The sequence below is a fragment of the Caulobacter sp. UNC358MFTsu5.1 genome, assembly GCF_000712075.1.
GTDB lineage: Bacteria > Pseudomonadota > Alphaproteobacteria > Caulobacterales > Caulobacteraceae > Caulobacter.
Genome location: NZ_JONW01000005.1, coordinates 1,002,060 through 1,015,072, shown reverse-complemented (window position 1 = coordinate 1,015,072; position 13,013 = coordinate 1,002,060). Strand labels below are relative to the sequence as shown.

At 69.9% G+C, this 13,013-nt stretch carries 12 protein-coding genes; 9 read left to right on the top strand and 3 right to left on the bottom strand.

Annotation, left to right across the window (positions count from 1 at the left end; translation table 11 throughout):
• Positions 1–2: 2 nt before the first annotated feature.
• On the bottom strand, positions 3–1,229 hold the full coding sequence (locus tag BR39_RS0106670) for an aminotransferase class I/II-fold pyridoxal phosphate-dependent enzyme (protein ID WP_029908979.1): 1,227 nt from the start codon (positions 1,227–1,229) through the stop codon (positions 3–5).
• 95 nt (positions 1,230–1,324) lie between these two features.
• On the opposite strand from BR39_RS0106670, the gene BR39_RS0106665 reads away from it, so the two are divergent.
• From BR39_RS0106665 to BR39_RS0106640, 6 genes are all read left to right on the top strand, one after another.
• Positions 1,325–1,999 (top strand): TetR/AcrR family transcriptional regulator, encoded by a 675-nt coding sequence (locus BR39_RS0106665; protein WP_051695231.1) that lies wholly within the window; start codon positions 1,325–1,327, stop codon positions 1,997–1,999.
• A 53-nt stretch (positions 2,000–2,052) separates the two neighbouring features.
• The gene (locus BR39_RS0106660) at positions 2,053–2,697 is read left to right on the top strand and encodes a TetR/AcrR family transcriptional regulator (RefSeq protein ID WP_029908975.1); all 645 of its coding nucleotides are present in this window, start codon (positions 2,053–2,055) and stop codon (positions 2,695–2,697) included.
• Positions 2,694–3,680: an HlyD family secretion protein gene (locus BR39_RS0106655; RefSeq protein ID WP_029908973.1), complete on the top strand. Its 987-nt coding sequence runs from the start codon at positions 2,694–2,696 to the stop codon at positions 3,678–3,680. Before BR39_RS0106660 ends, BR39_RS0106655 begins: the two co-directional genes overlap by 4 nt.
• On the top strand, positions 3,677–4,630 hold the full coding sequence (locus BR39_RS0106650) for an ABC transporter ATP-binding protein (RefSeq protein ID WP_081916567.1): 954 nt from the start codon (positions 3,677–3,679) through the stop codon (positions 4,628–4,630). Before BR39_RS0106655 ends, BR39_RS0106650 begins: the two co-directional genes overlap by 4 nt.
• On the top strand, positions 4,627–5,787 hold the full coding sequence (locus BR39_RS0106645; RefSeq protein ID WP_051695230.1) for an ABC transporter permease: 1,161 nt from the start codon (positions 4,627–4,629) through the stop codon (positions 5,785–5,787). The genes BR39_RS0106650 and BR39_RS0106645 overlap by 4 nt, the downstream gene beginning before the upstream one ends.
• Before the next feature lie 327 nt (positions 5,788–6,114).
• Positions 6,115–7,317 (top strand): OmpA family protein, encoded by a 1,203-nt coding sequence (locus tag BR39_RS0106640; RefSeq protein ID WP_029908968.1) that lies wholly within the window; start codon positions 6,115–6,117, stop codon positions 7,315–7,317.
• Between the two features lie 150 nt (positions 7,318–7,467).
• On the opposite strand, the gene BR39_RS0106635 is transcribed toward BR39_RS0106640, so the two are convergent.
• On the bottom strand, positions 7,468–7,824 hold the full coding sequence (locus BR39_RS0106635; RefSeq protein WP_029908967.1) for a hypothetical protein: 357 nt from the start codon (positions 7,822–7,824) through the stop codon (positions 7,468–7,470).
• Between the two features lie 405 nt (positions 7,825–8,229).
• Here BR39_RS0106635 and BR39_RS0106630 point away from each other — a divergent pair, with 405 nt between their 5' ends.
• The 3 genes from BR39_RS0106630 (at position 8,230) to BR39_RS0106620 (ending at position 11,696) form a co-directional block, all read left to right on the top strand.
• Complete coding sequence (locus tag BR39_RS0106630; protein ID WP_369795622.1) at positions 8,230–10,104, top strand: ribonucleoside-diphosphate reductase subunit alpha; 1,875 nt, start codon at positions 8,230–8,232, stop codon at positions 10,102–10,104.
• Positions 10,105–10,285: 181 nt separating this feature from the next.
• Positions 10,286–11,251, top strand: coding sequence for a lipid A-modifier LpxR family protein (locus BR39_RS0106625; RefSeq protein WP_029908963.1), 966 nt, complete (start codon positions 10,286–10,288; stop codon positions 11,249–11,251).
• A 106-nt stretch (positions 11,252–11,357) separates the two neighbouring features.
• Positions 11,358–11,696 carry a zinc ribbon domain-containing protein gene (locus BR39_RS0106620; protein ID WP_029908960.1) on the top strand — a complete coding sequence of 113 codons (339 nt, stop codon included), beginning with the start codon at positions 11,358–11,360 and terminating at the stop codon, positions 11,694–11,696.
• Here the strand turns inward: BR39_RS0106620 and BR39_RS0106615 are convergent.
• Complete coding sequence (locus tag BR39_RS0106615) at positions 11,686–13,008, bottom strand: patatin-like phospholipase family protein (protein WP_029908958.1); 1,323 nt, start codon at positions 13,006–13,008, stop codon at positions 11,686–11,688. The two genes, BR39_RS0106620 and BR39_RS0106615, sit on opposite strands and share 11 nt — an antisense overlap.
• Positions 13,009–13,013 lie beyond the last annotated feature (5 nt).

Sequence of the window (13,013 nt, the reverse complement as noted above, 5' to 3'; positions counted from 1 at the left end):
GGTCAAGCTAGACCAAGCGCCACCCTCGGTCGAGCGTTGGGCAGGACGCCGTGGGCCTGGGCCAGGCTGATCAGTCGCGCGCTCAGGCCGTCGATCTGGGCGGGCGAATGGCCGGCCGAGATCGCGCAGCGCAGCAAGCTCTCGCCCGACGGCGTGGCGGGCGGCAGGCCGATGTTCACGTAGTAGCCGGCGTCGAGCAGGGCGCGCCACATCGACAGGGTCGCGGCCTCGGACTCCAGGCGCACGGCGACGATGGGGCTGGGCGCGGCGCCCAGCTGGAAGCCGGCGGCGCTCAGCGCGTCGTGGAAGCGGTGGATGTTGCTCCAGAGCTTCTCGCGCAGCTCCGGCCGCGCCTGGACCGCCGCCAGGGCGGCGCGGGTCGAGGCGACCGTGGCCGGCGGCAGCGAGGCGGTGAACATATAGGGCCGGCAGGCCAGCCGCAGGATCTCGAACTGCTCGTGGTTGGAAACGCAGTAGCCGCCGACGGCGCCCAGGCTCTTGGAGAAGGTGCCGACGACGAAGTCGACCTGGTCCAGCACGCCCTCCCGTTCGGCCAGGCCGCAGCCGCGCGCGCCCAGCACGCCCATCGAATGGGCCTCGTCCACCAAGAGGTAGGCGCCGTGCTTGCGGCAGACCTCGACGATCGCCTTCAGGGGCGCGATGTCGCCCAGCATCGAATAGATGCCCTCGACCACCACCAGCTTGAAGCCCGGCTCGCCGGCCAGGCGGCGCAGGCGGGCGTCCAGGCTGTCGGGATCGTTGTGCTTGAAGCGGATGGCGCCGGCCTGGGTCTGCTTGCAGGCGTCGTAGATCGAGGCGTGGCTGTCGGCGTCCAGCAGCAGGAAGTCGCCCGCGCCGACCAGGGTCGAGATGACCCCCAGGTTGGCCTGGTAGCCGGTCGAGAAGATCATGGCGTGGCGCATGCCGTGGAAGGCGGCCAGCTCGCGCTCCAGGGCGACGTGGTCCGAGAACGAGCCGTTGGCGATCCGCGAGCCGCAGGTGCCGGTGCCCTCGCGCCGCACCGCCGCGACCGCGGCCTCGATGCAGGCCTCGTCGAAGGCCAGGCCCAGATAGTTGTGCGTGCCGGCCGTGACCACCCGGCGGCCGTCGATGATCGCCTCGCTGGCCGACAGCAGCCGCTCCATCACCACGCCCGTGGGCATGCGGCCGGCGGCGCGCGCGGCCTGGTAGCGGGCGGCCAGGCCGGCGTGGGTGTCGAAGATGCCCAAGGACGTGCTTCCCGAAATCGGGGTCCCAGGGACCGCCGTATGGTTCCGTTTGTTGAAAATTGGAATACAATCCAAAAATGGCCACGGCAATGAAAATGGAACCCAATCCACATTTGGGCCCCAATCCACATCTGGGCCTCGCCCTGCGCGCGCGGGGCAAGGCGCGCCGCTGCGCCAAGATCATCGCCGCCGCCTGCGACCTGTGGCGCGAGCACGGGATCGACAAGGTTCCGCTGAGCCAGATCGCCGCCGCGGCCGAGGTCTCGCCCCAGACCATCTACAACCTGATCGGCGGGCTGGACGCGATCGCCCTGGCCGTCATGAACGTGGCGCTGGACAAGGTGGAGGCGGCGCTGTCGGGCACGGTCGCCACCGGCGTCGACCTGGCGCTGGAGGCCGGGCGGGTCTCGGCGCGGATGTATGTCGACGACGCCCGGCTCTACCGCCAGGTCCTGGTCCGCATCCCCCGCGTGCTGTTCGAGGGCACGCATCTGGGGCGCGACGCGGCCGAGATCGCCGTCCTGGCCATGGTCCAGGCCCAGGCCGCCGGCCAGGTGTCGGGCGCCGTCGATCCGGACCGGCTGGGGCGGGCGATCTACTCCAACTATCTGGGCGCGATCTACGACTGGGCTTGCGGCGACGCCAGCGACGCGGCCTTCCTGGCGACCAGCGAGATCGGCGTCCTGGCCCCGGTGGCGGCCTGCGCCACGGACGCGGCCCGGCCGGCCCTGACCGCGCGGCTTTTCGAGCGTCTGGGGGAACGGTTGTGAGGCGTCCCGCTTTCATATATAACTGACGGGTCAGTTATATATCGAGACCGCCCATGCAGCCCGGCCAACCCAAGTGGCGACGACGCAGCGAGGCCCGGCCCGGCGAGATCATCGCCGCGGCCCTGGCCGTGTTCGCCGAGAAGGGCTTCGCCGCCGCGCGGCTGGACGACATCGCCGCCCGGGCGGGCGTCTCCAAGGGCGCGCTCTATCTCTATTTCGAGACCAAGCAGGACCTGTTCCGGGCGGTGGTGCGCGAGACGATCGCCCCGAACCTGGAGGCCGTGGCCGGTTTCGTCGGCCAGAGCCAGATGCCGTTCGACCACCTGATCCGCCTGGTCTTCGCCCGTGTCGCCGAGGTGCTGACCGAGGGACGGCTGGGCGCGGTGGCCAAGATGGTGATCGGCGAGTCGCGGAACTTCCCGGAGCTGGCCAAGGTCTGGCACGAGGACGTGGTGTCGGTGATGCTGGGCGCCGTCGGCGGGGCCGTGGCCGCCGCTCAGGAACGGGGCGAGGTCAAGCCCGGCGATCCCCAGCTCTACGTCTTCAGCCTGGCCGGGCCGCTGCTGCTGGGCGTGCTGTGGCGCGAGGTGTTCGAGCCGGTCGGGGTCAAGCCGATCGACCTGAAGGCCCTGCTGGCCCAGCACGCCGACACCGTGCTGAAGGGCATGCTGGTCGAAACGGGGGAGGGGCGCGCATGAAGCCTCAGGTTCGCGTCGTCCTGGCCGTCGTCGCGGTCGGGCTGGTCGGGTTCGTCGCCTGGCGGCTGTGGGGACCGGGCACGGCCCACCCCCGGCGGCTGTCGGGCTATGTCGAGGGCGAGACGCTTTATGTCGGGGCCTCGGCGGCCGGGCCGGTCAGCACCGTGTCGGTCCAGCGCGGCCAGCGGGTGGCCGCCGGCCAGCCGCTGTTCGCCCTGGACGCCGCCCAGCTGGTCGCCGCCCGCGACCAGGCCGCCTCGCAGGCCGCCGCCGCGCAGAGCCAGGCCCTGGACGCCGAGAAGGGCCAGCGCCCCGCCGAGCTGGCGGTCTACGACGCCCAGCGCGCCGCCGCCGCCGCCCAGTTGGCCCAGGCCCAGGCCGACTACGACCGCGTGGCGCCGCTCGCGGCCAAGGGCTTCTACGCCCAGGCCCGTCTCGACCAGGCCAGGGCGACGCTCCGCACCGCCCAGGCCAATGTCCGCACGGTGGAGCGCCAGCGCGAGGTCGGGACCCTGGGCGCGCGGCCCGACGCCGTCCGCGCCGCCCGCAGCCAGGCCGCCGCGGCCCGCGACCAGCTGGTCCTGGCCCAGGACCGCCTCGACCAGATCAGCCCCCGCGCCCCGACCGCGGCCCGGGTGCAGGACGTCTTCTACCAGCCCGGCGAATGGGTGGCGGCCAATCAGCCGGTGGTGGCCCTGCTGGCCGACGACCGGGTGCGGCTGCGGTTCTACGTGCCCCAGGCCGAGGTCGCGCTCTACCGGCCCGGGACCCGGATCGCCTTCGAATGCGACGGCTGCAAGAGCGGGCTCCAGGCCCGGATCAATTTCGTCAGCCCCCGGGCCGAATTCACCCCGCCGGTGATCTACAGCCGCGACGCCCGCGACCGGCTGGTGTTCCTGGTCGAGGCCCTGCCGGATCGACCGACCGACCTGCCGCCCGGCCTGCCGGTCGACGTCGTGCCGCTCAAGGGCGCGGGCAAGTGAGCGCCGCCGCCAAGCCTGTCGTGGATGCGGCCGGCGACCTGGCCGTCGACGTGCGCGGGCTGGACAAGTCGTACGGCGACAAGCACGTGGTCCAGGACCTGACCATCCAGGTCGGGGCGGGCAAGATCACCGGCTTCCTGGGCCCCAACGGCTCGGGCAAGACCACCACCCTGCGCATGCTGTGCGGCCTGCTGACCCCCGACGCGGGCGAGGGCACGGTGCTGGGCTTGGACTTCCGTCGCCACGCCGACGAGATCAAGCGCCAGACCGGCTACATGACCCAGAAGTTCTCGCTCTACGAGGACCTGTCGATCCGCGAGAACCTAGACTTCACCGCCCGCATCTACGGCCTGGACCGGCGGCGGGCGCGGGTGGACGCGGCGCTGGAGCGGCTGGGCCTGGCCAACCGCCAGAAGCAGCTGGCCGGCAGCCTCTCCGGCGGCTGGAAGCAGCGCCTGGCCCTGGCCGCCTGCGTGCTGCACGAGCCGCGCCTGCTGCTGCTGGACGAACCCACGGCCGGCGTCGACCCCCAGGCGCGGCGCGAGTTCTGGGACGAGATCCACGCCCTGTCGGCCGAGGGCCTGACCGTCATGGTCTCGACCCACTACATGGACGAGGCCGAGCGCTGCCACGACATCGCCTACATCGCCTACGGCAAGCTGATGGCGCGCGGGACCCTCGATGAGGTGATCGGCCAGTCGGGCCTGGTCACCTTCCGCGCCGAGGGGGCGGGCGCCGACCGCCTGGGCCGCGAGCTGTCCAAGGCGCCGGGCGTGGCCATGGCCGCGCCGTTCGGGGCCGCCCTGCACGTCAGCGGGCGGGACCGCGCGGCGCTGGAGGCCGCCATCGCCCCCTACCGCAAGCCGCCGTTCACCTGGAGCGAGGTCTCGCCCACCCTGGAGGACGTGTTCATCCAGCTGATGGCCGCCTCGCGGGACAACTTTCAATGAGCGCCCGGTCGTCCGATCCGGGGGCTCCAGGCCGGGGTCTGTCCGCCAGCCGCATCCTGGCGGTGCTGACCAAGGAGTTCATCCAGCTCACCCGCGACCGGCTGACCTATGCGATGATCCTGGTCATGCCGATCGTCCAGCTGCTGCTGTTCGGCTACGCCATCAACAGCGACCCGCGCGACCTGCCCACGGCCGTGCTGGTGCAGGACCACGGGCCGATGGCGCGCTCGGCCCTCTCGGCCCTGGCGCACAACGGCTATTTCAAGATCGTCCACGAGGCCGCCTCGCCCGAGGAGCTGGACCGGGCCATCGCCCGGGGCGAGGTGCAGTTCGCCCTGACCATCCCCGCGGACTTCACCCGCCGCGTGGTGCGCGGCGACGACGCCCAGATCCTGGTCGAGGCCGACGCCTCCGATCCCGGGGCCACCGGCGGGGCGATCGCCGCCCTGGCCAACCTTCCGCGTACGGCGCTTTCCCGCGACCTGGTCGGCGCCGCCGCCAAGACGGGGGAGGACCCGTTCGAGGTGGTGATCCACCGGCGCTACAATCCCGAGGCCATCACCGCCTACAACATCGTGCCCGGCCTGCTGGGCGTGGTGCTGTCGATGACCCTGGTGATGATGACCTCGCTGGGCATGACCCGCGAATACGAGCGCGGCACCATGGAGAGCCTGCTGGCCACCCCGGCCCGGCCGATCGAGGTGATGATCGGCAAGCTGTCGCCCTATGTCGTGGTCGGGCTGATCCAGACGGTGGTGATCCTGGTGCTGGCGCGGGTGCTGTTCTCGGTGCCCATGAGCGGCGGCTGGGACGCCCTGGCCCTGGGCGTGGTGCTGTTCATCCTGGGCTCGCTGTCGCTGGGCTTCCTGATCTCGACCGTGGCCCGCAACCAGCTGCAGGCCGTGCAGATGTCGTTCTTCTACATCCTGCCGTCGATCCTGCTATCGGGCTTCATGTTCCCGTTCCGGGGCATGCCGGGCTGGGCCCAGGTGCTGGGGACCGTGATTCCCGTGACCCATTTCCTGCGGGTGGTGCGCGGCTCATTACTTAAAGGACTGGATGTTCACGACCTGTGGACTAGTCTTGTCGCCTTGGCGGTATTTGTCGTGGCGATCGCCGCGGCGGCCATGTCGCGTTATCGGCGCACCCTCGACTGAGGTACCCGGCGCCCGTGTGCGGGAACTGTGGAGTTCGTGCACGGCTGCGACGATTTTACGCGGCCGCGAGGTCCAAAACGTGCTCAAGGCCTTGCGCTGCGCGGATTCACGTGCGAACCGATATTATGCTGGCGCTTTTTCCGAGACAGTCAGCGGATACGCTCGGAAGTTGATTTCGTGGGGGCGGCACGTTTTCGCGGCGTCATCTCTAAAGGGCGCTCGAAAGCGGACGGGTGTTGCTCTGCTGACACTTTCGCGGATCGTGCGCCTTGGTATAACAATGCTCGGTCGGTCTCGGCCGTTGCAGGGCAATAGAGGGCTCTTGATATGAAACTCCAACTCCTGGCGGGAGTGGCTCTGGCCGCGGTGTTCGCCGCTGGCGCCGCTTCGGCCCAAGAGACCGGCTGGTACGGCGCGGTCGACCTCGGCTACCACTGGCCCGAGGGCATCTCCACCGAATCGGACCTGAACCTGCGGGACGGCGCCCACGCGCACTGGACCTGGTCGACGGACGACGACTGGGCCGGCTTCGTCCGCCTGGGCTACCAGTTCAACCCGAACTGGCGCGCTGAACTGGAAGGCGGCTATCGCCCCGGCGATCTGACCTCGGTTCGCGGCAACCCGGTCCGTCAACAGCCGATCGGCCTCTGCACCCCCGGCGTGACCCGCTCGGCCGCTTCGCCGACCTGCGGCAGCCCCTCGGGCTCGATCGACTCGTGGTCGCTGATGGTCAACGTCCTGTACGATTTCGCGCCGGACTCGTGGATCAACCCGTACATCGGCGCCGGTCTCGGCATCAACCGCCTGGACGTCAGCGCCCTGGGTCAGTTCAGCGGCGTGGGCCCGATCACCGCCTCGAACCCGGCCATCCAGAACCTGACCGTCGATGACGACGACATCGCCATCGCCTGGCAAGCCATCGCCGGCGCCTCGATCAAGGCGACCGACAAGCTGAAGGTCGACGTGACCTACCGCTGGTTCGCCACGGAAGAGCACGGCTGGCAGTCGGTCGGCAGCAGCGCGATCCAACCCGGCGCCTTCGCCGGCGAGTACAAGGACCAATCGCTGACCGTGGGTCTGCGCTACTCCTTCGCTTCGCCGCCGCCGCCGCCGCCTCCCCCGCCGCCGCCGCCGCCTCCCCCGCCGCCGCCGCCTCCGCCCCCGCCGCCTCCCCCGCCGCCTCCGCCGGCGTATGAGGCTCGCGAGTTCATCGTCTACTTCCCGTTCGATCAGTACGTGCTGACGCCGGAAGCCCAGTCGGTGGTTTCGGAAGCCGCGAAGTACGCGACGGACGGTCATGCGACCAAGCTGGTGGTCGTCGGTCACACCGACACCTCGGGCTCGCCGAAGTACAACGCCAAGCTCTCGGAGCGTCGTGCGAAGGCCGTGGCTGACGCCCTGGTCGGCGCCGGTGTCGCCGCCGACACCCTGGCCGTTGACTGGAAGGGTGAAAGCGCCCCGGCCGTCGCCACCGGCGACGGTGTGAAGGAACCGCTGAACCGCCGTTCCACGATCTCGATCAACTTCTAAGATCGCGATCCGGTACTGAAGTTGAGGGCTCGGCCGAAAGGCCGGGCCCTTTTCTTTTGCGTCCTCACCCGCGCAGCGGGGGAGGCGGCGCGCCGCGGATACGCGGCGTGACGGAGGGGGCGGCGCCGTGCGCCGGGCCCAGGTCCCGCCTCAGAGGCTGGTGTAGTCGGCGTGGACGTCGACCTCGGTCACGTGCCGCTGCTCGTCGTACAGGATGCGGATCGAGGCCGACTTCTCGACCAGCGACAGGATCGATCCGCCCCGGATGTTCCGGACGATGGCGTAGACGGTCCGCGTCCCGGGGGTGTCGCTGTGCTCGACATGATTGGCCCGCAGATAGGCCAGGGCCGGATCGACGTCGCCGCCGACCGGCGCGACCTTGCGGATCGCCGCGTCGACCTGGGCCAGGGTGCTGTGGCGACCGATGTCGCGGGCCTTGGCGGCGGCGGTGACGACCGGGGCGGCCAGCAGGGCCGCCAGCAACAGGGCGGGCAGGGCGCGGCGCATGGTGATGGTCCCCTCGGTTCAAGCCTGGCCATTTGGCGACTGGGGCGGCGCGAACGCAAGGCGGATCGGTCCCCTTTCGGCCCCCAGCTTTTTTCCCGCGCGCCCCTTTCCTCGAATCTGGAATCGAGACGCCCCGGCCCTCCGGTGGCGGAGCGTTTGGGCGAACGCCGTGACGCAAAAATCGGGCCAAACTTTCTTTGCGATGCAACCCCTTGATAGACCCCAGGAACCTTGGGGCGTTAGTGAGTTGTTAACGAAAAACTCGCCTGAAGAGCGTTACTTCCCGTTGACGAAGATGAGGTCTCTGTGGCCCCATATATGGGTTCAGGGGGCTCAAGGCCCACAATATGTAGCGAGTTCCAGTGAAGCTGACGCTTCCGGAAAACGCACGTCATTCAACGGGTTTTGCTCATGTCGGCTAGTGAAGCGACCAAGATTTCGTCCGCAGCGCGCCCGGCCTCGGAGATGCGCGAACGCCCCAAGCTGGCGCTGGTGCGCAAGGTCGAGGTCGACCGCTCGCGCGACGCCCTGCTGACCGACTTCGGCAAGACCACGCTGGAGGACCGCTACCTGCTGCCGGGCGAGTCGTACCAGGACATGTTCGCGCGCGTCTCGACGGCCTTCGCCGATGACGCCGATCACGCCCAGCGCGTCTACGACTACATGAGCAGGCTGTGGTTCATGCCGGCCACGCCCGTGCTGTCGAACGGCGGCGCCGAGCGCGGCCTGCCGATCAGCTGCTTCCTGAACGCGGTCAACGACAGCCTGGACGGCATCCTGGGCGTCTGGAACGAGAACGTCTGGCTGGCGGCCAACGGCGGCGGCATCGGCACCTACTGGGGCGGCGTCCGGTCGATCGGCGAGAAGGTCAAGGGCCAGGGCCAGACCTCGGGCATCATCCCCTTCATCCGCGTGATGGACTCGCTGACCCTGGCCATCAGCCAAGGCAGCCTGCGTCGCGGCTCGGCCGCCGTCTATCTGGACATCCACCACCCGGAGATCGAGGAGTTCCTCGAGATCCGCAAGCCGTCGGGCGATTTCAACCGCAAGTCCCTGAACCTGCACCACGGCATCAACATCACCGACGAGTTCATGCATGCGGTGCGTGACGGCCACAAGTTCGGCCTGCGCTCGCCCAAGACCAACGAAGTCCTGCGCGAGGTCGACGCCCGCGCCCTGTGGCAGAAGGTCCTGGAGCTGCGCCTGCAGACCGGCGAGCCCTACCTGATCTTCTCCGACACCGTGAACCGCGCCATGCCCAAGCACCAGCAGGAGCTGGGCCTGAAGGTTCGCCAGTCGAACCTGTGCAGCGAGATCATGCTGCACACCGGCACCGACCACCTGGGCCAGGAGCGGACCGCCGTCTGCTGCCTGTCGTCGGTCAACGCCGAGACCTTCCTGGAGTGGCGCGACCACCCGACGTTCATCGAGGACGTCATGCGCTTCCTCGACAACGTCCTGCAGGACTTCATCGACCGCGCGCCCGACGCCGCCTCGACCGCCGCCTACGCCGCCATGCGCGAGCGTTCGGTGGGCCTGGGCCTGATGGGCTTCCACAGCTTCCTGCAAAGCCAGAACGTGCCGTTCGAAAGCGCCCTGGCCAAGAGCTGGAACATGCGGATGTTCAAGCACCTGCGCCGCGAGGCCGACAAGGCGTCGATCGCCATCGGCGAGGAGAAGGGTCCGTGCCCGGACGCCGCCGAGCGCGGCTCCAAGGAGCGCTTCTCGCACAAGCTGGCCATCGCCCCGACCGCCTCGATCTCGATCATCTGCGGCGGCACCTCGGCCGGCATCGAGCCGATCCCGGCCAACATCTACACCCACAAGACCCTGTCGGGCTCGTTCGCGGTGAAGAACCCCTATCTGGAGAAGCTCCTCGAGGAGAAGGGCCAGAACACCGACGCGGTGTGGGGCTCGATCCTGGAGAACGAGGGCTCGGTCCAGCACCTGGACTTCCTCAGCCAGGACGACAAGGACGTCTACAAGACCGCCTTCGAACTGGACCAGCGCTGGGTGGTCGAACTGGCCGCCGACCGTACGCCGGAGATCTGCCAGAGCCAGTCGGTCAACATCTTCCTGCCCGGCGACGTCGACAAGTGGGATCTGCACATGCTGCACTGGCAGGCCTGGGAGCGCGGCGTGAAGTCGCTGTACTACCTGCGCTCCAAGTCGGTTCAGCGGGCCGCCTACGCCGGTTCGGACGTGGCGCTGGCGGGTCCCGCCAACGGCTTCGACGCCCCGGCCAAGACCGACTACGAGGAATGCCTGGCCTGCCAATAGGCCGCCGACGGCAAACCTTAAGAATTCCTTGAAGAAACACGGCGTCGCGGCTTCCGCGGCGCCGTTTTTTCGTCGGGAACCATACCCCAGTGCGAAATGTTGATGACGTGGGGTTTTGTCCCATGGACGCCGGCCGAATTCGGGCTAGGCTCTTCGTGGGGAAAGGGTTCTGGGGACCGGAATGCGTGCTTGCACGGCATTTGTGGCGGGAGTGACCATCAGCTGCGTGGCGATCGCCGCGCAGGCTGAGACCGCGAAACCGTCCAAACCCGCCAAGTCGTCCGAGACCGCCCGCAAGACCCCGCCGAGCTTCATCGTCGACATGCGCGCCGCCGCGCCGGTCGATCTGGGCGTCCGCAGCGTCCGGCCCGCCGCCGTCGGCTTCGCCGAGGCGCCCGCCGCCCGGACCGAGCGCGCCACCGATCCGACCTTCGCCCTCTCGCCCGCCGGCGCCTACGGCGACGCGGCCCTGCTGGACGCCAACCGCTACTATGCGGGCCGCGGCGCGGTCAGTTACCGCTCCGACGCCGTCGTGGTCGGCGAGGGCGAGCACGCCGTCGACTCGGTGCGGGTTTCCGTGGCCAGCGTCGCCTCGGCCAGCCGGACCCGGCCCCTGTCGCTGGTCCGCCCCGACGAGGACAGTTTCGAGGACCGCGACGTCGACGTCACCGTCACCCGCGGCTGGCCGGCGGCGGTCTCGGTGGACGCCGGCAAGTACGCCCTGGACGTCACCCCGCACGCGGGCCTCGGCTTCGGCGGGGCCGGCGGCTCGGCCGAGGCGGGCGCCACGGTGCGGTTCGGCAAGAAGATGGGCGACAAGGTCGTCAATTCGCTGGGCGTCCAGGACGGCCGCGAGTTCGGCCAGCAGGGCCGCTGGTACCTGTTCGCCGCCGCCAGCGGCCAGGCCGTGGGCATGAACATGCTGCGCAGCGGCGACGGCGACTGGAGCGGAGCCGGTGTCAGCACCGACACCTCCAGCAAGCTGGTCGGCGACGGCCAGGCCGGCGTGGCCTGGCGCAAGGGCCCGATGCAGGCCTCGTTCGGCTATGTCCACCGCAAGATCAGGGCCAAGGACCAGATCATGGGCATGGCCACCCAGAAGGACGAAATGGTGGCCTTCTCGTTCAGTCTGAAGCCGCACTGGTAGGCCGTCGGCGGCGATTGGCGCGCTGGGCGCTTGAGTTTCGGGTCCAGATCATGCAGCTAGCGCCGATCCTTCCCGCCCCAAGTCCTTCACCGAGCCGTCAAGCGTCATGAGCGACAGCGAGCCCCCTCGCCCCCGCAAGATCCTGAGCCTGAAGAGCGGCGTCGCCGCTCCGGGCGGCCCGCCGCCGTTGGAGCGCATCCAGCGGCCGGACGCGAAGAAGCGCGTGGTGGTGATGGCGCCCGAGCCGCCGCCGGCCCCCGCGCCGCCGCCGACCGGCGACTTCAAGTGCAAGCCCTGCGGCACGCGCTTCGACCCGCCGGCCGAACTGGCCGACACGGACTCTGTGCGCTGCCCGTCGTGCAACGCCCGCCTGGGCCTGGCGTCCGACTTCCGCGCCACGCCGCCGAACGTCGACAAGCTGCGCGCCCGCTACCTCAAGAAATAGGCTCTTCCAGGTCGGGGCCCCTGTTCGCCACGGGATCCTCCGCCGGCGTCAGGTCGGCCGAAGGCACGAGGATGGGATCCTTGACCGTCCGGTCCCGCGCGGTCGGCTGCCGCTTGAACAGGCCCCGCCACAGCGGTTCGGACGCGGGGATGGCGCTGGACCACAGCCGGCCGCTGATCGCCAGGGCCTCGGCGTCGTCGAAGGTCTGGCGCATCTGGGCCGTCTCGAACTTCATCATGTTGAAGTTCTCGAAGCTGGTCGGGATCGAGGCCGACCAGAGCGGCAGGTTGTGGCGGGCGCAGAAGCCGGCCGCGACGCTCAGGGCCTGGCGGTACGAGAACCGCAGCATGGTCTCGAAACTGCGCCCCATGATCGAGGTCACGCCCGGCTGGGTGGTGCGGGGCGCGGGATCCAGCACGGTGTTGAAGATCACATAGACCCGCCCGCGCCGCAGGCGCTGGCCCAGCTCGCGCCAGCGCAGCAAGGCGTCGGGCATCAGGAACAGCGGCGCGGCGATGCCGCCGTCGGCGTGCATTTCCTGATAGCGGGCCATGCCGCCTTCGCCGTCCGGCGCCTCGACGTCGATCAGCTTGGGCGGGAACAGGCCGGGCAGGGTGGCCGAGGCCACCAGCACGTCGCGGAACAGCTTCACGGCCCCGTCGCCGCCCTGGGTGGCGATCGCCCCCATGTCCCAGATCGTGGCCTTCTGGCTGTCCAGGTTGGTGGTGGCGATCAGCAGGCGGCGGCCCTTGGCGTGCTCGCGGGCCACGGCCTCGATCATCTCCAGGTCGATGAACGGCGCGACCAGCCCGTCCAGGGAGTCGCCGCGGAACAGGCTGGGGCCCAGGGTCGGACCCAGGCGCTTGAGGCTCAGGAGCTCGGCCGCGTGGCCGCCGACATAGGCGTCGGTCAGGCGGTCGTCCCAGTCGGGGCCGAGGAAGGCCAGGGGGGCGATCAGGGCCCCGGTCGAGACGCCGGTGACGATGGCGAAGTGGGGACGGGTCCCGGCCTTGCTCAGGCCCACCAGGGCGCCGGCCCCGAACGCCCCGCCGGCCGCCCCGCCCGACAGGGCCAGGATGTTGAAATCGTCGCGGCCCAGCAGCGGCCGGGCCGGGGCCAGGCGGTCGGCGACGTTGCGCAGGGCCTCGTCGGCCTCGTCGACGCTGAGCCGCACGCCGGGGAAGCCGAGCGCCTCGACCTGGTTGTCCGGCTGGGTCAGGGGCGCCGGCAGGCGCTTGCCCCGCTGGCTGTTGGCGGCGCGATCCCGGAAGAAGTTCGAAACGGCGTTTTTGGGATCAGAGGGGGTGTTCAAGGCAG